This window comes from Allobosea sp. TWI1241, assembly GCF_039673065.1.
In the GTDB taxonomy this organism is placed as follows: domain Bacteria; phylum Pseudomonadota; class Alphaproteobacteria; order Rhizobiales; family Beijerinckiaceae; genus Allobosea.
The window spans coordinates 252,615-269,393 of record NZ_JBDJKW010000005.1; the positions used below are offsets into that span (position 1 = coordinate 252,615).

A 16,779-nucleotide genomic window follows, 5' to 3' on the forward strand; every position below is an offset into this window, starting at 1 on the left:
AACAGAAATCCAGAGCCGGGTCCAGTTCGGCCGGACGGGCTGGATTGCAGCATCCGACTTGGGCGAATCTACATCTTTCGTCGGGATGCTGCGGCCGCCCGACACAGCCGAGAAGCAGAAGACGCATGAGCATGCAGCAGCCCGCCCCCGCGGCCCGGACGGCCCGGCGGCCCCTGCGCCGTTACCTGACAGCGCTCGTGCTGGTGGCGCTGCTGCCGGTGATCGTCTCGGCCTGCGTAGCGGTCTGGCGCGCCGGCTCCGCCTTCCGCGACGCCTCGGCCGACCAGTTGCTCGACACCGCCCAGGCGCTGTCGCGCGCGGTCGAGGGCGAGGTCAACCGCATGGTCACGCTGCTGCGGGTCACGGCGCGCAGCGCGCCCGCCGGCAACGCCACGCCGCCTTTGCCGATCGACGGGCAGATCTCGATCGAGGACCGGCCGCGCAGCGGCGCCGTCGCCGAGCCGGCGGAGGGCGATCTCGCCGGGGCGGCGGCGCGGGCGGACCGTCCGCTCGTCTCCAACCTGTTCAGCCACCAACCCGGCGGGCGCGTCCGGGTCGCGATCGCGGTGCCCCACCCGCAGGAGCGCGACCGCGCCCGCGTCGCCATGCTGACGATCGAGCCCGCCAGTCTGATCACCTCGCTGCAGAGCCGGACGCAGGCCTCGCCCGGCCTGCTCTTCGCGGTGACCGACGGGGCCGGCCAGGTCATCGCCCGCTCCGTCGATCCCGAGCGCCATATCGGCCAGCCCGTGCCCGAATGGGCGAAGCTCAAGGCGCTCGGCACCTCCTCCGGCACCTTCCGGGCGCTGACCAAGGAGGGCGAGCCGATCGTCTTCGCCTTCCAGGAGGTGCGCGGCACGCCGGGCTGGGTCGTCGTCGCCGGCGAACACTCCGCCGCCTTCGACGCACGCTGGCAGAAGCCGCTTCTGGGCCTGGCGGTCGGCGCCGGGCTCGCCATCCTGCTCGCACTGCTCGTCGCCGGCCGGATCGCCCGGCTGATCCTGGCGCCGGTCCGCGCGCTCGCGGCCCATGCCGCCGCGGTCGCCGCCGGCCGCGCATCCGGCCCCGCCAGCGCGATCCCGCCCTCCCCCATCGCCGAGTTCGAGGCGCTGCGGCACAGCCTCGACGCCGCGGAGAGCGCGCTGGTCGGCAGCGCCGAGGTCGAAAGGCGCGCCGCCGAGACGCTGGCGGCGAGCGAGCGACGCTACCGCGCGCTCGCCAAACTCGGCGCGCTGGTGTTCTGGCGCAGCACCGGCGACGGCGCCGTGACCGAGGCCGGCGGCTGGTCCGAGCTGACCGGCAAGCCCGAGGCGGCGGCACTCGGCTCGGGCTGGACAGCGAGCGTTCACCCGGCCGACCGGCCGATGGTGACGGCTGTGCTCGCGGAAGCCCGCTCGCACCAGCTGCCGCTCGACATCGAGTTCCGGATCGCCGGCGGCGACGGGCAGTGGCGCTGGGTGCGGGCCCGCGGCACGCCGATGGTCGATGGCGGCACCATCACCGAATGGGTCGGCGTCTTCGAGGATATCGACGCGCGACGGCAAGCGCAGGCCCGCATCGCCCATATGGCGCATCACGACGGCCTCACCGGTCTGCCCAACAGGCTGAGCTTCCGCGAGCGGCTGGAGCTCGCCGCGGCCGGCACCGGGCGCGGCCCGGCGGAGGCGGTGCTCTGCATCGACCTCGACCGCTTCAAGGAGGTCAACGACACGCTCGGCCACCCGGCCGGCGACGCGCTCTTGCGCGCCGTCACCGAGCGGTTGTGCGGCCAGGTCCGCGACGGCGACGTGGTCGCCCGGCTCGGCGGCGACGAGTTCGCGATCGCGCAGGGTGCCGTGCCGCAGCCGGACGGCGCCGCGGCACTGGCTGCCCGGCTGGTCGAGGTGCTGGCGCAGCCCTTCGACCTCGACGGGCACCAGGTGGTGATCGGAGCGAGCATCGGCATCGCGCTGATCGGCCCGGGCGACCAGCCGGACACCGGGCTGAAGAACGCCGACATCGCGCTCTACCGCGCCAAGGAGGAGGGCCGCGGCCGCTTCTTCTTCTTCGAGCCGGCGATGGATGCGCGCATGCAGGCGCGTCGCGCCATGGAGCTGGCGCTGCGGCGCGGGCTCGCAGAGGAGCAGTTCGATCTGCTCTACCAACCGCAGGTGCGGACGCAGACCCGCGAGATCACCGGTTTCGAGGCGCTGCTGCGCTGGCGCCATCCGGAGCGCGGCCTGCTCGCCCCGGCGGAGTTCATCCCGCTGGCCGAGGAGATCGGGCTGATCCTGCCGATCGGCGAATGGGTGCTGGCGCGCGCCTGCGCCGACGCCGCGAAATGGCCGGACCGCATCAAGGTCGCGGTCAATGTCGCGCCGTCCCAGCTGACGCAGCGCGGCCTGCCGGACGCCGCCGCCCGCGCGCTCAAGGCCTCGGGCCTCGAGCCGTCGCGGCTGGAGATCGAGATCACCGAGAACGCGCTCACCGCCGATCTCGAAGCGGTGTCCGCGACCCTGTTCCGGCTGAAATCCATGGGCGTGCGCGTCACCATGGACGATTTCGGCACGGGCTATTCGTCGATCGGCTACCTGCGCAGCTTCCCGTTCGACAAGATCAAGATCGACGCCTCCTTCGTGCGCAGCCTCGGCGAGGAGGAGGAAAGCCGCGCCATCATCCGCGCGGTAACCGGGCTGTGCGACAGCCTCGGCATCGCGACGACCGCCGAGGGGGTCGAGACCGCGGCGCAGCGCGACTTCCTGACGGCGGAGCGCTGCACCGAGATGCAGGGCTTCCTGTTCAGCGAGCCGCAGCCGGCGTCGCAGGTGCCGCAGCTTCTCGCGGCCGGGACGGGTCAGGCGCTGCCGCGCCCGCCCCTTCACATCGCCAAGTGAGGAAAGCGCCGGACGCCGTCAGGCGTCCTTGGCCTTGATCGCGCCGAGCGCCGCCTGGGCGGCGGCGAGGCGGGCGATCGGCACGCGGAAGGGCGAGCACGAGACGTAGTCGAGCCCGACGCTCTCGCAGAAGCCGATCGAGGCCGGGTCGCCACCATGCTCGCCGCAAATGCCGAGCTTGATGCCGGGCCGGGCCTTGCGGCCGCGCTCCGCCGCCAGCCGCACCAGCTCGCCGACGCCTTCCTGGTCGATCGTCACGAAGGGATCGGCCTCGAGCAGGCCGCGCGCCGTGTAGGAGCCCAGGAAGGAGCCGGCGTCGTCGCGGCTGATGCCCAGCGTGGTCTGGGTCAGGTCGTTGGTGCCGAAGGAGAAGAATTCGGCGCTGGCCGCGATCTCGGCCGCCCGCAGCGCGGCGCGCGGCAGCTCGATCATGGTGCCGACCTGGTAGGTCAGCGCGGCGCCGGTCTCCTGGCGCACCGCCTCGGCCATGGCGTCGATGCGCGCCTTGACGAGGTCGAGCTCGGGCGAGCCCATCACGAGCGGTACCATCACCTCCGGGATGACCGGCTTGCCGGTCTCCTTGGCGGCGGCGATCGCCGCCTCGAAGATAGCGCGGGCCTGCATCTCGGCGATCTCGGGATAGGCGACGGCGAGGCGCACGCCGCGGAAGCCGAGCATCGGGTTGAACTCGTGCAGCTCGGCCGCCCGGCGGCGCAGCTTCTCCGGGCTGGTGCCCATCGCGGCCGCGACCTCCGCGATCTCCTCCTCGCTCTGCGGCAGGAACTCGTGCAGCGGCGGATCGAGCAGGCGGATCGTCACCGGCAGGCCGTGCATGATGGTGAAGAGCTCGACGAAATCCTGCCGCTGCATCGGCAGCAGCTTGGCCAGCGCAGCGCGGCGGCCGGCCTCGTCCTCGGAGAGGATCATCTCGCGCACCGCCAGGATACGGCCGGCGTCGAAGAACATGTGCTCGGTCCGGCACAGGCCGATGCCCTCGGCGCCGAATTCGCGCGCCACCTTGGCGTCGCGCGGGGTCTCGGCATTGGCGCGGACCTTGAGGCGGCGCAGGCCGTCGGCCCAGCCCATCAGCGTGCGGAACTCGTCGGAGAATTCCGGCTGCTGCATCTTGACCTCGCCGAGCAGCACCTGGCCGTTGCCGCCGTCGATGGTGATGACGTCGCCGCCCTTGAGCACGGTCTGGCCGACGCTCATCGTGCCGTTGGCGTAGTCGACCCGGATCTGGCCGGCGCCGGAGACGCAGGGCTTGCCCATGCCGCGCGCCACCACCGCCGCATGCGAGGTCATGCCGCCGCGGGTGGTGAGGATGCCCTCGGCGGCGTGCATGCCGTGAATGTCCTCGGGGCTGGTCTCGACCCGGACGAGGATGACCTTCCGGCCGGCCTTCTTCGCCGCCTCGGCGGCCTCGGAGGTGAAGACGATCTCGCCGGCGGCGGCGCCGGGCGAGGCCGGCAGGCCGGTGGTCAGCACCTTGCGCTCGGCCTTGGTGTCGATGGTCGGATGCAGCAGCTGGTCGAGCGCGCCGGGCTCGACACGGCCGACGGCTTCCTTCTCGCTGATCAGGCCTTCGCGGGCGAGATCGACCGCGATGCGCAGCGCCGCCTTGGCGGTGCGCTTGCCGGACCGGGTCTGCAGCATCCAGAGCTTGCCCTCCTGGATGGTGAACTCCATGTCCTGCATGTCGCGATAGTGCTTCTCCAGGATGCCGTAGATCCGGACCAGCTCGGCATAGGCCTCCGGCATCGCCTTCTCCATCGAAGGCTTGTCGGAGCCGGCGGCGATGCGGGCCACCTCGGTGATATCCTGCGGGGTGCGGATGCCGGCGACGACGTCCTCGCCCTGTGCGTTGATCAGGAACTCGCCATAGAGCGCGTTCTCGCCGGTCGAGGGATTGCGGGTGAAGGCGACGCCGGTCGCCGAGGTCTCGCCCATGTTGCCGAAGACCATCGACTGGACGTTGACCGCCGTGCCCCAGGAGGCGGGAATGGCGTTCAGCTCGCGATACTTGATGGCGCGGGCGTTCATCCAGGAGGAGAACACCGCCCCGACCGCACCCCAGAGCTGCTCCTGCGGATCCTGCGGGAAGTCCCTGCCGAGCTGCTTGCCGACGATCTCCTTGTAGCGCCCGACCAGCACCTTCCAGTCGTCGGCCGAGAGATCGGTGTCGAGATGGTGGCCCTTGCGCTCCTTGTAGTCCTCGAGCGCCTCCTCGAAGAGTCCGTGATCGATGTCGAGCACGACGTTCGCGTACATGGTGATGAAGCGACGATAGCTGTCCCAGGCGAAGCGGGCGTCACCGGAGGCCGCCGCCACCGCCGCGACCGTCTCGTCGTTCAGGCCGAGATTGAGGACGGTGTCCATCATGCCCGGCATCGAGGCGCGGGCGCCCGAGCGCACCGAGACCAGCAGCGGGTTGGCGGCGTCGCCGAAGGTCTTGCCGGTGAGGCGCCCCATCTCGGCGAGCGCGGCCTTGACCTGCGCCTCCAGCGCCGGCGGGAAGCTCTTGCCGTTGTCGTAATACCAGGTGCAGACCTCGGTGGTGATCGTGAAGCCGGGCGGCACGGGCAGGCCCAGATTGCTCATCTCGGCGAGGTTCGCCCCCTTGCCGCCGAGGAGGTTCTTCATCCCCGCCTCGCCCTCGGCCTTGCCGTCACCGAAGGTGTAGACCCACTTCTCGCCTGCCATGGCCCAGCCTCTTCCCATGTCGTCGACGGCGGAAACGCCCTCGCGCCGGAATGGTTCGCACCTGCGGGCGCCATCTGCTGCGCCGCACCAGTGCCGGGAGGTCATGCCGAAAAGCGGATGAACAATCAATGAGCACGCAGCGATTGCCGCCCGCTCATCCGCGCGGTGTACGCGCCGCCTTCGGCCAGCGCAGCGGCCAGTTGACCACGCGCTCGACCAGATCCTCCTCGTCGATCTCGTCCTCGGCGGCATGGACGCGGCCGCGCACCGAGATCCCGGCCGCGACCACCGTCTCGGGATCGCCGGAGACCAGCGGATGCCACCAGGGCAGGTCCCGGCCCTCGGCGACGAGCCGATAGCCACAGGTCGGCGGCAGCCAGGGCAGGCTGCGCACCTCCTGCGGCGTCAGCGTCACGCAGTCGGGCACGATGGTCGAGCGGTTGGGATAGTCGCGGCAGCGGCAGGTGCCGGCGTCGAACAGGCGGCAGCCGACATCGGTCGCGAAGATGCGCCCGCTATCCTCGTCCTCGAGCTTGACGAGGCAGCAGCGCCCGCAGCCGTCGCAGAGCGACTCCCATTCGGCAGCGTTCATCTGCTCGAGCGTCTTGGCGCGCCAGAACGGCATCGCGTCGGGAGTGTCGGTGGCCATGGCCGCTTATGCCCGGCGGCGACGCCTTAGGCAAAGGCCCGCGCGGAGCCGGCCCGACACCCGCAACTGACGCAGGGACACATCTGTTCTCTCATTAGACTTATTCAAATCTGTATAAATTGACCCTCTACTTATATCCTACTATCCGGAAAGCGACCTCATCATCGACGAGTACTCCCGATGCACACACGTCGCCTCTTCCTGCGCGCCGTCGCGGCCCTTGCCGGGCTCGTCGGCCTCGCCCTTCCCGCCGCCGCCGAGACGATCACGGTGACCGACATCATCGGCCGCACGGTCAAGGTCGAGGCGCCGGTGAAGCGAATCATCCTGGGCGAAGGCCGGCAGATCTACTTCGTCGCGGCGCTCGATCGCGATGCGCCGTTCAAGCGCGTCGTCGGCTGGCGCGACGATCTCGGCAAGGCCGACCCGGACAGCTACAAGGCCTATCTCGCCCGCTATCCCGAAATCGCCAAGCTGCCGACCTTCGGCGGCATGAAGGAAGGCGCCTTCGACGTCGAGCAGGCGATCTCGCTCAAGCCCGACGTGCTATTCCTCAACATCGAGGCCAAGGTCGCCTCCGACGAGGCCAAGCTGGTCGAGAAGCTCGCCTCGGTCGGCATCCCGGTGGTCTATGTCGACTTCCGCGAGAAGCCCTTCGAGCACACCGAGCCGTCGATGCGGCTGATCGGCAAGCTGTTCGGCAAGGAGCAGATCGCCGAGGACTTCATCCGCTTCCGCGCCGAGCAGATCGCCCGCGTCACCGACGTGCTCGCCAAGGCCGGCGATGTGAAGCGCCCGCTGGTGATGGTCGAGCGTGCCGGCGGCTATTCCGACGATTGCTGCATGTCCTTTGGCGACGAGAACTTCGGCCGGATGACGGCGATCGCCGGCGGCCGCAACCTGGCGACGCCGCTGATCCCGGGCACCTTCGGCACGGTCAATCCCGAGCAGATCGTTGCCGCCAATCCCGACGTCGTCATCGTCACCGGCGGCAACTGGGACGCCTATGTGCCGGGCGGCAACTGGGTCGGGCTCGGCGAGGGCGCCGACATGACGGAGGCGCGTCGCAAGCTGGTCAACCTGACGAAGCGCCCGGCCTTCGCCCAGACCCAGGCGGTGAAAGACGGCCGCGTCCACGCGATCTGGCACCAGTTCTACAACAGCCCCTACCAGTTCGTGGCGATCCAGCGCATCGCGACCTGGCTGCATCCGGAGCTGTTCAAGGATCTCGACCCCGACGCGACGATGAAGACGCTGCACGAGCGCTTCCTGCCGCTGCCCTATCGCCCCGGCCTGTGGGTCTCGCTCGGGGCCGGAAAATGACGCTGGTCTCGGCCGCGCCCGCCGCGGCGACGCAGGAGCGCGGCGCGAGCGCCTACCGCGCGCTCGCCTTCCGCCGCAAGCTGATCCTCGCCGGCCTCGCCGTCGCGCTGGTGGTCTGCCTCGTGGTCGACCTGATGCTCGGCCCGGCGCGCTACAGCGCGGGCGAGGTCCTCTCGGCGCTGCTCTCGCCGTCGACGGTGCCGGCGGCGCTGCGCGTGGTGATCTGGGACATCCGCCTGCCGGTCGCGCTGATGGCGGCGGTGACGGGCGCATCGCTGGCCATCGCCGGGGCGCAGATGCAGACCGTGCTCAACAACCCGCTGGCGAGCCCGTTCACGCTCGGCATCTCGGCGGCCGCCAGCTTCGGCGCCGCTCTGGCGCTGGTCTTCGGCGTGGCGATCGTGCCGCTGGCGATCGACTATGTCGTGCCGCTCAACGCCTTCGTCATGGCGATGGGCGCCTCGCTGCTGATCCACCTGCTCAGCCAGCGCCGCGGCGTCACCACCGAGACGGTGGTGCTGCTCGGCATCGCCCTGGTCTTCACCTTCAACGCGCTGCTCTCGCTGTTGCAGTTCTTCGCCTCCGAGCAGGCGCTGGGCGCGGTGGTGTTCTGGACCATGGGTTCGCTGACCAAGGCGAACTGGCACAAGCTCGCGATCACCACCGTGGTGCTGGCGGTCTGCCTGCCGCTGTTCATGCGGCGCGCCTGGGCGCTGACAACGCTGCGCCTCGGCGACGAGAAGGCGGCGAGCTTCGGCATCGACGTGAAGCGGCTGCGCCTCGAGACCATGCTGCTGGTGGCGCTGCTCGCCTCCGTGCCGGTCGCCTTCGTCGGCACGATCGGCTTCATCGGCCTGGTCGGCCCGCATATCGCCCGCATGGTGATCGGCGAGGACCAGCGCTTCTTCATGCCGGCCTCGGCGCTGGCGGGCGCTGCCCTGCTCTCGGCCTCCTCCGTGGTCAGCAAGACACTGATCCCGGGGCTGATCTTCCCGATCAGCATCGTGACGGCGCTGGTCGGGGTGCCGTTCTTCTTCAGCCTGATCCTCACCAACAGGAGACGGTCATGGTGAAGCGCCTCGCGCTCGAGGATGTCGGCATCGCCTATGGCAAGCGCGCCATCCTCGCCGGCATCACCACGCCGGAGATGAAGGGCGGCGAGGTCATCGCCGTGATCGGGCCGAACGCCGCCGGCAAGTCGAGCCTGTTCCGTCGCATCGCCGGGCTGATCGCCGGCACCGGTACGGTCCATGTCGCCAGCGAGACCGGCAAGGCGCCGTGCTACCTGCCGCAGGACAGCGCGGTGAACGCGGTGCTGACCGTCTACGAGTCGATCCTACTCGCCCGCAAGCAGGGCGGCGCCTGGGGCGTCGGCGACGAGGAGCTGGAGGCGATCGACAAGGCGCTGGCAGATCTCGATATCGCAGAGCTGGCCTTCCGCGGCCTCGGCGAGCTCAGCGGCGGCCAGCGCCAGCTGGTCTCGATCGCCCAGACGCTGGTGCGCCGGCCCGAGATCATGCTGCTCGACGAGCCGACCAGCGCGCTCGACCTGCACCGCCAGTTCGAGGTGCTGAGCCTGGTGACGCGACTCGCCCGCGAGCAGTCGATCTGCGTGCTGATCGCCATCCACGACCTGAACCAGGCGCTGCGTATCGCCGACAAGGTGCTGGTGCTGGCCGGCGGGCGTCTCGTCGCCTTCGGCGAACCGCGCGAGATCATCACCCCGGCGCTGCTGGAGGAAGTCTACGGCGTCGTCGCCCGCGTCGACGTCAGCGACGCCGAGGCGCCCTTCGTGGTGGTGCAGGGCTCGGCGCGGCGGCCGCGGAGCGACGCCGCCCTCGCCCCGGCGCTTGCGGCCGGCTGAGCGGCGTGGTTCTGGAGCCGCTCGCAGGACGGCGGGATGTCACGGGCGGCACGGCATGAATGACGACGCGACGCGCGCCCATGGCGCGAACTACACCCTGAAGGACGAGATCCGCGCCTACTGGTCGAAGCGGGCGGCGAACTTCGACAGCCAGGTCGGCCACGCCTTCCGCTCGCCGGCCGAGCTCACCGCGATGCAGGCCTTCCTGCGCCGCTCGCTCGGCGCTGAGCCTCTGACCGTCCTCGACCTCGCCTGCGGCACCGGCGAGATCTCGCGCGCCCTGCTCGGGCTGGGCCACCGCGTCACCGGCATCGACTTCTCCGACGACATGCTGGCGCTGGCCCGCGCCAAGCTCGGCCGGCAGGCGCGTTTCGTCGCCTGCGACGCCGAGCGCCTGCTCGAGGACGATGCGAGCTATGACGCGCTGGTCACCCGCCATCTCGTCTGGACGCTGACCGACCCGCAGGCCGCCTTCGCCGAATGGTTCCGGGTGCTGAAGCCCGGCGGCCGGCTGCTGATCGTCGACGGCAACTGGATGACACGGACCTGGCTGCAGCGGCTGATGCACAAGGCCGGCAGCCTGCTGGCGCCGAAGGGGGACGAGCATGTCCGCGACCGCGAGAGCTTCGACTCGATCGCGCGACGCTTCCACTTCCGCGACGGGCTGACCTTCGAACGCCTCGCCGCCATGCTGCGTGAGGCCGGCTTCGCGCGGATCGAGACGGCGAACTACACGCCGGTGCTGCGCGCGATGCAGCGCAACGCGCCGCTGGCCGACGCGCTCAGGATCGGGGCCGCGACCCGCTTCGCGCTGCTGGCGACCAAGGGCTGAACCGGCCGGCCGTGCACCCTTGCCGTCCCGGAACGGCACAGGTGCCGCTGGCCCGAAATGCTGCTCGGACGCCCGCTGTCCCCCCGCCTCATCTTTCGTTAGGATGAAGCGGGGCTTATCTGGAACAGCGGGCGGCCGTGATCGGGCCAGCCCGACGCCGTGACCGCCGGTCCGGCATGGGCGGGGTGTCTGCGTCGGTGATCGAGTTCGGAAAGCCTCGCTGGACCGTCAGGCTGAAGCGCGCCGCGCTGGCGGCGGATTCCTGGCTGGACGACACGCTCTACGCCGCCGGGCGGCGCCTCTCCGACGCCTATGAGCGCCTGCGCAGCATCACCGACCGGCTGACCGTCTCGGGTCCGCGCCGGCTCGCCACCGAATTTGCCAGCGAGGGGCTGAACGTCGGCATCGCCGGCGCGATCCTGCTGCTGCTGCTCGCCATCCCCGCCTTCCGCGAAGGGCGCGAGGAGCTGCTGCGCAACCAGGTCTTCGCGGTCACCTTCCTCGACCGCTACGGCTCCGAGCTCGGCCATCGCGGCGCGCGCCATGACGACTCGCTGAAGCTGGAGGAATTGCCGGACCATCTGATCAAGGCGGTGCTCGCCACCGAGGATCGGCGCTTCTACGAGCATTTCGGCATCGACGTGATCGGCACCTTCCGGGCGGTGACGGTGAATGCGCGCGCCTCCGGCGTCGTCCAGGGCGGCTCCTCACTGACCCAGCAGCTCGCCAAGAACCTCTTCCTCAGCAACGAGCGCTCGCTCGACCGCAAGATCAAGGAAGCCTTCCTGGCGCTCTGGCTGGAATACCGGCTGACCAAGAACGAGATCCTCAAGCTCTATCTCGACCGCGCCTATATGGGCGGCGGCACCTTCGGCGTGGCGGCGGCGGCGGAGTATTATTTCGGCAAGTCGGCCAAGGACATCACCCTGGCTGAGGCGGCGATGCTGGCCGGGCTGTTCAAGGCGCCGACGCGGTTCGCCCCGCACGTCAACCTGCCGGCGGCGCGCGCCCGCGCCAACGACGTGCTCGGCGCCATGGTCGATGCCGGCTTCATGACCGCGGGCCAGATCGATTCCGCCCGGCGCAACCCGGCAAAGCCGGTCGACCGGCGGCGCGAGAGCAGCCCGGACTATTATCTCGACTGGGCCTTCGACGAGATCCGCAAGCTGGCCGACGAGGGCCGCATCGGCCCCGAGCGCGTCCTCACCGTGAAGACGCCGCACGATCCGGTGATCCAGAAACAGGCCGACGAGACGATCGAATCCCTGCTGCGCCAGCATGGTCAGGCCTATCGCGTCCGGCAGGCGGCGACCGTGGTCATGGACCCCGACGGGGCGGTGCGCGCCATCGTCGGCGGGCGCGACTACGGCACGAGCCAGTTCAACCGCGCCACCGCGAGCCTTCGCCAGCCGGGCTCGTCCTTCAAGCCCTATGTCTACGCGGCGGCGATGAGCGCCGGGCTCTACAAGCCTTCGACCATCGTCACCGACCGCCCGGTCTGCATCGGCAACTGGTGCCCGAACAATTACGGGCGCTCCTTCTCCGGCTCGATGCCGCTGACTGTGGCGCTGGCGAAGTCTATCAATACGATCCCGGTGCAGATGTCGATCGCGATCGGGCGCGCCACCGGCGAGACGCACCAGGCGCGGGCCGCCCGCATCGGCCGCATGAAGATCGTCGAGACCGCGCGCGCCATGGGCCTGACCACGCCGCTCAACGACACGGTCTCGCTGCCAATCGGCGCGGCCGAGGTCACGGTGATCGACCAGGCGGCGGCCTATTCGGTGTTCGCCAATGGCGGGCGGCGGGCGGCGCCCTATGCGGCGATCGAGATCCGCAACTCGCAGGGCGAGGTGATATATCGCCACGACCGCGACGAGCCGCCGCCGGCGCAGGTGCTGAGCGCCCAGGTCGCGATGGAGATGAACCAGATGCTCTCCACCGTGCCGACCTCCGGCACCGGCCGGCGCGCGGCGCTGGACGGCATCGTCAGCGCCGGCAAGACAGGCACCACCAACGGCTACAAGGACGCCTGGTATGTCGGCTACACCGGCAACCTCGTCGGCGCGGTCTGGTTCGGCAACGACGACTCCTCCGAGACGGCCAACCTCACCGGCGGCGCCCTGCCCGCCATGGTCTGGAAGGAGATCATGAGCGTGGCGCATCAGGGGCTGGAGATCCGGCCGCTGCCGGGGCTGACGCCAGCCAGCGATCCGAAGGCGACCATCGCCAGGGCGGCCGGGCCGGCGCGGCCGGCCGGCGCCTCCGCGCACATGCCGCGCCAGTCCTTCGAGGTGCTTTCGGCGGTCGGCTCGATGTTCAAGGCGGTCGAGGCCGGCGAGGCACCGCGCGCGCCGCGCCAGGCCGGAATCACCGAGATGCCGCCGCCCAGCGCCCGCATCCGCTGAGGGCGACGGTTCCGCCAGCGCCCGTCTCGGCCTAAGATAGCCGCGAAGCATCAGGAAGCGACCGAACCAGCCGCCATGCGCGTTCTCGAACTGGCCTATGTGATCGCGCTCGGCGCCGGGCTCGGCTTCGCCTCGGCGCATTACGCCGTAGCCGGGCGGCCGTGGATCGGCCGGGCCGAGATCGGCGCCTGGTCGGTGTGGCCCAAGAGCGGCGCCCGCGACAGCGATCCCTATATGCGCGCCTATCTCGCCCGCGGGCCGCATCTGCCGCTCGGCGCCGGCGAGGGGCTCGACCTGCTGGCCGAGCGTGACGATGACGGGCGCGCGCTCGACGCGCGCTGCCGCTATGCGATCACCGGCACGACGCCGCCGGCCCGCGGCTGGTCGCTGATCGCGACCGACGCAGCCGGGCAGACGCTCGCCACCGCGGTGCCGCGCGGCGGCTTCACCGATGCCGAGATCGTCCGGGGCGAGGACGGCGCGCTGTCGATCGTCGCGGCGACGGGTGCCGAGCCGGGCAACTGGCTGCCCCTGCCCGCCTCCGGCGGCTTCCGGCTGCGGCTGCGCCTCTACGACACGCCGATTTCGAGCCACGCCGCCGAATTGCGGCGCGAGGCGCTGCCACGCATCGCCCGGATCGACTGCCGATGAGCGCCGCGCCCGCCACGCCCGGCCGCGCCCCGGCGCAGGCGCGCCAGCCCTGGCGGCTGCCGCGCCCCGGCTGGCTGGCCTGGCTCGGCCTCGGCGTGAAGCGCCTCGTGCTGCTGACGCTGATGGGGCTGGTGCTGGCCGGCATCGTGCACATCGTCACCGTCCTGCTGATCCCGCGCCTCGCCGTGCACGACGCGGCGACGCGCTATGCCGGGCTCGGCCAGGACGGGCACGCGACGCTGGTGACCCCGCCTCCCGAAGGCCTGCCGGCGATGCGCGACGCCGACCCCAACAGCGCCACCGCGGTCTGCGCCTTCGACCTGTCGCACGGGCCGCTGCGGGTGGCCGCCCGCGCCGGCACGCTGCCGCTCGGGCTGACGCTCCACCGCGACGGCGGCGGCGTGATCTACGCCGTGACCGACCGGGCCGCCATTCGCGGCGTGCTCGAATTCGTGGTGATGACGCAGGAGCAATATGACGAGCGCCTCGCCCGCGACGAGGACGGCGAGACCGCACGCGAACTGCGCATCGTCTCCGACGCGACGCAGGGGCTGGTCGTGGCCCGCGTGATGGCCCGCCATCCCTATGATCGCGGCGAGGCGGAAGCGCTGGCGACGGCGGTGGCCTGCGGCCTCGCCGACTGAGCAGGCTTCAGCCCTTGTAGCTGACCGGGCGCTCCGAGCGCCCGGCGCCACCGTCGCGGAACACGCCGATCAGCGGCAGCCGGCAGGCCGGGCCGATCGCCGCCTCCAGCGCCATGATAGCCCGCTCAGCGCGAACCGCATCGCGCGACGGCATCTCGACCACGAGATTGTCGAGCGCATAGCGATAGCTCGCCAGCCGGAAGCCCATGCGCTCGCAGACCCAGAGCATTATGCCCTCGTTCTCGACGACGCGGTCATAAGCCGGGTCGCGCCGCTCGGGCGCGATGCGGGGCGAGGCTTCCATGGTGCGCAGCCTTGCCCGGTCGGCGGCGATGACGCGCAGCGCGGTTGCATGGAACTCGCCGATCAGCTCGCGGTCGGAGAGCGCGTCGTCGGCGAGGCGGTTGTAGCGCGAAGCCTGCGAGGCGAAGGAGCCGCCGACCAGCGCCCGATGATAATCGGCGACGGCGCCGGACTGGGCCTCGGCCGGCAGAATGCGCCGATGGGCGAAATCGGAGATCAGCCGCTCGACATGGTTGCGCTCGTGCGAGGGCATGACCAGCCGCCAGGCCCGGTCCCGCAGGCGCTGCTCGTCGTCGGTGAGGTGGAACCAGGAGGCGGCCTCGCCACGCGCGGCGGCCGAGACCGTTCCCGCGCTCGACAGCAGGTCGTCGAAGACGCTGGGCGCCGGCCGGCCGAAATCGCCGGCCGTGCTGCAGCCGGCGAGAAGGAATCCGGTCAGGACCGCCGGTAGGCCGGCGCGTCTCACCCCGGCCGCCTGCTGCGCGTCTCGCTCCGGCCGCCCGCCGGCCGCGGCCGCCGGCCGGGCTTCTGCGCGGGCGCCTCGGCCTGCCGCTCGTAGCGCACGCCGGTGAAGAAGAGAATCTGGCCGGTCACCCCGTCGCCGGGCCTCACGGACCGGGAAAAGCGCCTGCGCTGCGCGAAAGGAATCACGTCTGCCATGATGCGCCTCCCCTGTTGGCGCCTGCGTCGATATCGCGAAAGCGTCGGGGCCGGGCTCGTCTGCGCCAACCCGCATCGCCATCCGCAAAACCATCTGGAGGGGTCGATGGTTAACGCAGTGCTAACGGATCCGGTCTAATCAGCAGAAAGTTCGCTCGTTTCCCGCCCCGGGGCTCGCCATGCCGTCGAAAATTGCAGCCGATCTCGCGCAGCTCGCCCGGCTCGCCAGCGATGGCGGCCCGGATCTGCGCCATGTCGCGCTGCGGGTGAAGGCCGACCTGCTGATGTCGACCGCCAATCCGCCGCCGGCCGACATCGCCGTGTTCCGCGACATGGCGGCGGCGCTGATTCCCGGCCTCGACGAGGCGAGCGCGCTGGTGCTCGCCCGCAGGCTGGCGGGCTGGCCGGCCGTGCCGCCCGAGGTGCTGTGCGCGCTGCGCGCCCATGGCGGCGCGGTCTTCGCCATGCTGATCCGCCACGGTATGCCGCTGGCCCCGGCCGAGATCGAGGAGATCGCGGCCGACGGCAATCTCGACGCCAGGCGCGCGCTCGCCGCACGGCCCGACCTGACCGCGGCCGCCTGCGCCCTGCTCGCCGGGGCCGATGACGATTTGATCGACCAGACGCTGGTGGCGAACACGGCCGTCGAGCTGCCGCGGGCGGCGCTCGACCTGCTGGTGCCGCGCGCCACAGGACGCCCCGCGCTCGGCGCCGCGATCCTGGGCCGGGTCGACCTGCCGGCCAACGCGCTCACGCCGCTCTTCCTCCAGGCGAGCCTGGCACGCCGGCTGGCGATGGTCGATGCCACGGCCGCGATCGAGGGCGTCAGCCCGGCGCCCCGCCGCCCGGCCGCCTCGGCCGCCTCGGCCGAGGAGCTGACCGAACTTGCGGCGGCGGCGATGACCGATCAGGCCGAGGGCTTCGCCCGGCTGGCCGCCCTGTTCGGCGCCGGCCCCGCCTTCGCCGAAAGGCTGGCGCAGGACCAGACCCGCCAGCTTTCGGCCCTGACGCTGATCGCCTGCGGCGCCAGCCCCGAGGCCGCGACGCGCTTCCTGATCGGCCTTGGCGACGACACCGCGCGCTCGGTCAACCGCATCTACGGGCTGGTGGAGCTGATGCGCATGCTGACGCCGGGCGTGGCGCGGCGTCTGGCGCTCCAGATCGGCGGGCTGAGCGAGGAGGAGACCCAGCGCCCTGCCCTCCAGCCGGCAATGGACCCGAGCGGCACCCCGGCGCGCGCCAGCGGCGAGCGCGCTGCTGCGCGCAGCGCCGGCCCGGAGATCTCGCGCCGGCTCGGCGGGCGCGGCTGAGAGCGGATTTTCGAGGCTAGGCGCCGCGACTGCGCCCGCTCAATCCGCGGCGAGCGGGATGCGCGGATCGCCGGCGCGGTTCTCGATCTCGACCAGCCAGAGATCGCCGTCGAAGCGCACTTCCGTCGCGACGCGATCCTCGACCGTCAGCGGATCGGCCTCGAGAAGCATCTGGAAGCGCCGCTCGCCATCGTCCTCGGCCAGCGCCTGCGGCGCGGGGCCGTAGAGCCGCGCCGTGCCGTCCAGCCTGTCGAGCTTGACGAAGATCGCGCCGGCCTCCTGCGCGCCGCGGCGGCGCAGCACCGCGACGAGGCCGTCATGCGCCGCCTGGCGCAGCCAGGCCGACACCCAGAAATCGCTGGTCAGGCGGGCCAAGATCGGGCTCAGCGGCCCGGAGCGCGGCCGCGGATCTCGGCCGGCGGGCGGAAGTCGGTGCCGTTGATCAGATCGGCGATCGGATCGCGGGCTGGCGCCGGCCGCGACGGCGCAGCCGCCGGCTGGACCTGACGCGCCGGGATCGCGGCGGCCGGGCGCGGCGCCGCCTCGCGCGGGGCGGCAT

The 16,779-nt window shown here is 71.3% G+C and carries 13 protein-coding genes; 9 read left to right on the forward strand and 4 right to left on the reverse strand.

Annotated features, from left to right (window positions below; all coding sequences use genetic code 11):
- Nucleotides 1–125 precede the first annotated feature (125 nt).
- The gene (locus tag ABE438_RS09395) at nt 126–2,873 is read left to right on the forward strand and encodes a bifunctional diguanylate cyclase/phosphodiesterase (protein WP_346502330.1); all 2,748 of its coding nucleotides are present in this window, start codon (nt 126–128) and stop codon (nt 2,871–2,873) included.
- An 18-nt stretch (nt 2,874–2,891) separates the two neighbouring features.
- Here the strand turns inward: ABE438_RS09395 and ppdK are convergent, their stop codons facing one another.
- On the reverse strand, nt 2,892–5,576 hold the full coding sequence (gene ppdK, locus ABE438_RS09400; RefSeq protein WP_346502331.1) for a pyruvate, phosphate dikinase: 2,685 nt from the start codon (nt 5,574–5,576) through the stop codon (nt 2,892–2,894).
- A 154-nt stretch (nt 5,577–5,730) separates the two neighbouring features.
- Nucleotides 5,731–6,225 (reverse strand): YcgN family cysteine cluster protein, encoded by a 495-nt coding sequence (locus ABE438_RS09405; RefSeq protein ID WP_346502332.1) that lies wholly within the window; start codon nt 6,223–6,225, stop codon nt 5,731–5,733.
- A gap of 180 nt (nt 6,226–6,405) precedes the next feature.
- On the opposite strand from ABE438_RS09405, the gene ABE438_RS09410 reads away from it, so the two are divergent.
- From ABE438_RS09410 to ABE438_RS09440, 7 genes are all read left to right on the forward strand, one after another.
- Nucleotides 6,406–7,548: an ABC transporter substrate-binding protein gene (locus ABE438_RS09410; protein WP_346502333.1), complete on the forward strand. Its 1,143-nt coding sequence runs from the start codon at nt 6,406–6,408 to the stop codon at nt 7,546–7,548.
- On the forward strand, nt 7,545–8,621 hold the full coding sequence (locus ABE438_RS09415; protein WP_346502334.1) for a FecCD family ABC transporter permease: 1,077 nt from the start codon (nt 7,545–7,547) through the stop codon (nt 8,619–8,621). Before ABE438_RS09410 ends, ABE438_RS09415 begins: the two co-directional genes overlap by 4 nt.
- Nucleotides 8,618–9,412 carry an ABC transporter ATP-binding protein gene (locus ABE438_RS09420; protein ID WP_346502356.1) on the forward strand — a complete coding sequence of 265 codons (795 nt, stop codon included), beginning with the start codon at nt 8,618–8,620 and terminating at the stop codon, nt 9,410–9,412. The genes ABE438_RS09415 and ABE438_RS09420 overlap by 4 nt, the downstream gene beginning before the upstream one ends.
- Before the next feature lie 55 nt (nt 9,413–9,467).
- Nucleotides 9,468–10,244 (forward strand): class I SAM-dependent methyltransferase, encoded by a 777-nt coding sequence (locus tag ABE438_RS09425; protein ID WP_346502335.1) that lies wholly within the window; start codon nt 9,468–9,470, stop codon nt 10,242–10,244.
- Between the two features lie 176 nt (nt 10,245–10,420).
- Nucleotides 10,421–12,652 (forward strand): transglycosylase domain-containing protein, encoded by a 2,232-nt coding sequence (locus ABE438_RS09430; protein ID WP_465248590.1) that lies wholly within the window; start codon nt 10,421–10,423, stop codon nt 12,650–12,652.
- Nucleotides 12,653–12,727: 75 nt separating this feature from the next.
- The gene (locus tag ABE438_RS09435; RefSeq protein ID WP_346502337.1) at nt 12,728–13,303 is read left to right on the forward strand and encodes a DUF1214 domain-containing protein; all 576 of its coding nucleotides are present in this window, start codon (nt 12,728–12,730) and stop codon (nt 13,301–13,303) included.
- A complete protein-coding gene (locus tag ABE438_RS09440) occupies nt 13,300–13,947 on the forward strand; it encodes a DUF1254 domain-containing protein (protein WP_346502338.1) in 648 nt (215 codons plus the stop codon). Before ABE438_RS09435 ends, ABE438_RS09440 begins: the two co-directional genes overlap by 4 nt.
- Before the next feature lie 7 nt (nt 13,948–13,954).
- Here the strand turns inward: ABE438_RS09440 and ABE438_RS09445 are convergent, their stop codons facing one another.
- A complete protein-coding gene (locus tag ABE438_RS09445; RefSeq protein ID WP_346502339.1) occupies nt 13,955–14,716 on the reverse strand; it encodes a hypothetical protein in 762 nt (253 codons plus the stop codon).
- Between the two features lie 373 nt (nt 14,717–15,089).
- Between ABE438_RS09445 and ABE438_RS09450 the strand changes: the two genes are divergently transcribed.
- Entirely contained in the window at nt 15,090–16,220 is a 1,131-nt protein-coding gene (locus tag ABE438_RS09450; protein ID WP_346502340.1) for a DUF2336 domain-containing protein, read from the forward strand.
- A 39-nt stretch (nt 16,221–16,259) separates the two neighbouring features.
- Here the strand turns inward: ABE438_RS09450 and ABE438_RS09455 are convergent, their stop codons facing one another.
- Nucleotides 16,260–16,595, reverse strand: coding sequence for a DUF1491 family protein (locus tag ABE438_RS09455; RefSeq protein WP_346502341.1), 336 nt, complete (start codon nt 16,593–16,595; stop codon nt 16,260–16,262).
- Nucleotides 16,596–16,779: the final 184 nt, after the last annotated feature.

Excerpts from the sequence above, each read along its gene's own strand:
- ppdK (WP_346502331.1), bottom strand. The coding sequence starts at position 5,576 with ATGGCAGGCGAGAAGTGGGTCTACACCTTCGGTGACGGCAAGGCCGAG.
- ABE438_RS09410 (WP_346502333.1), top strand. The coding sequence starts at position 6,406 with ATGCACACACGTCGCCTCTTCCTGCGCGCCGTCGCGGCCCTTGCCGGG.
- ABE438_RS09395 (WP_346502330.1), top strand. The coding sequence starts at position 126 with ATGAGCATGCAGCAGCCCGCCCCCGCGGCCCGGACGGCCCGGCGGCCC.
- ABE438_RS09415 (WP_346502334.1), top strand. The coding sequence starts at position 7,545 with ATGACGCTGGTCTCGGCCGCGCCCGCCGCGGCGACGCAGGAGCGCGGC.
- ABE438_RS09440 (WP_346502338.1), top strand. The coding sequence starts at position 13,300 with ATGAGCGCCGCGCCCGCCACGCCCGGCCGCGCCCCGGCGCAGGCGCGC.
- ABE438_RS09425 (WP_346502335.1), top strand. The coding sequence starts at position 9,468 with ATGAATGACGACGCGACGCGCGCCCATGGCGCGAACTACACCCTGAAG.
- ABE438_RS09435 (WP_346502337.1), top strand. The coding sequence starts at position 12,728 with ATGCGCGTTCTCGAACTGGCCTATGTGATCGCGCTCGGCGCCGGGCTC.
- ABE438_RS09450 (WP_346502340.1), top strand. The coding sequence starts at position 15,090 with ATGCCGTCGAAAATTGCAGCCGATCTCGCGCAGCTCGCCCGGCTCGCC.
- ABE438_RS09430 (WP_465248590.1), top strand. The coding sequence starts at position 10,421 with ATGGGCGGGGTGTCTGCGTCGGTGATCGAGTTCGGAAAGCCTCGCTGG.
- ABE438_RS09405 (WP_346502332.1), bottom strand. The coding sequence starts at position 6,225 with ATGGCCACCGACACTCCCGACGCGATGCCGTTCTGGCGCGCCAAGACG.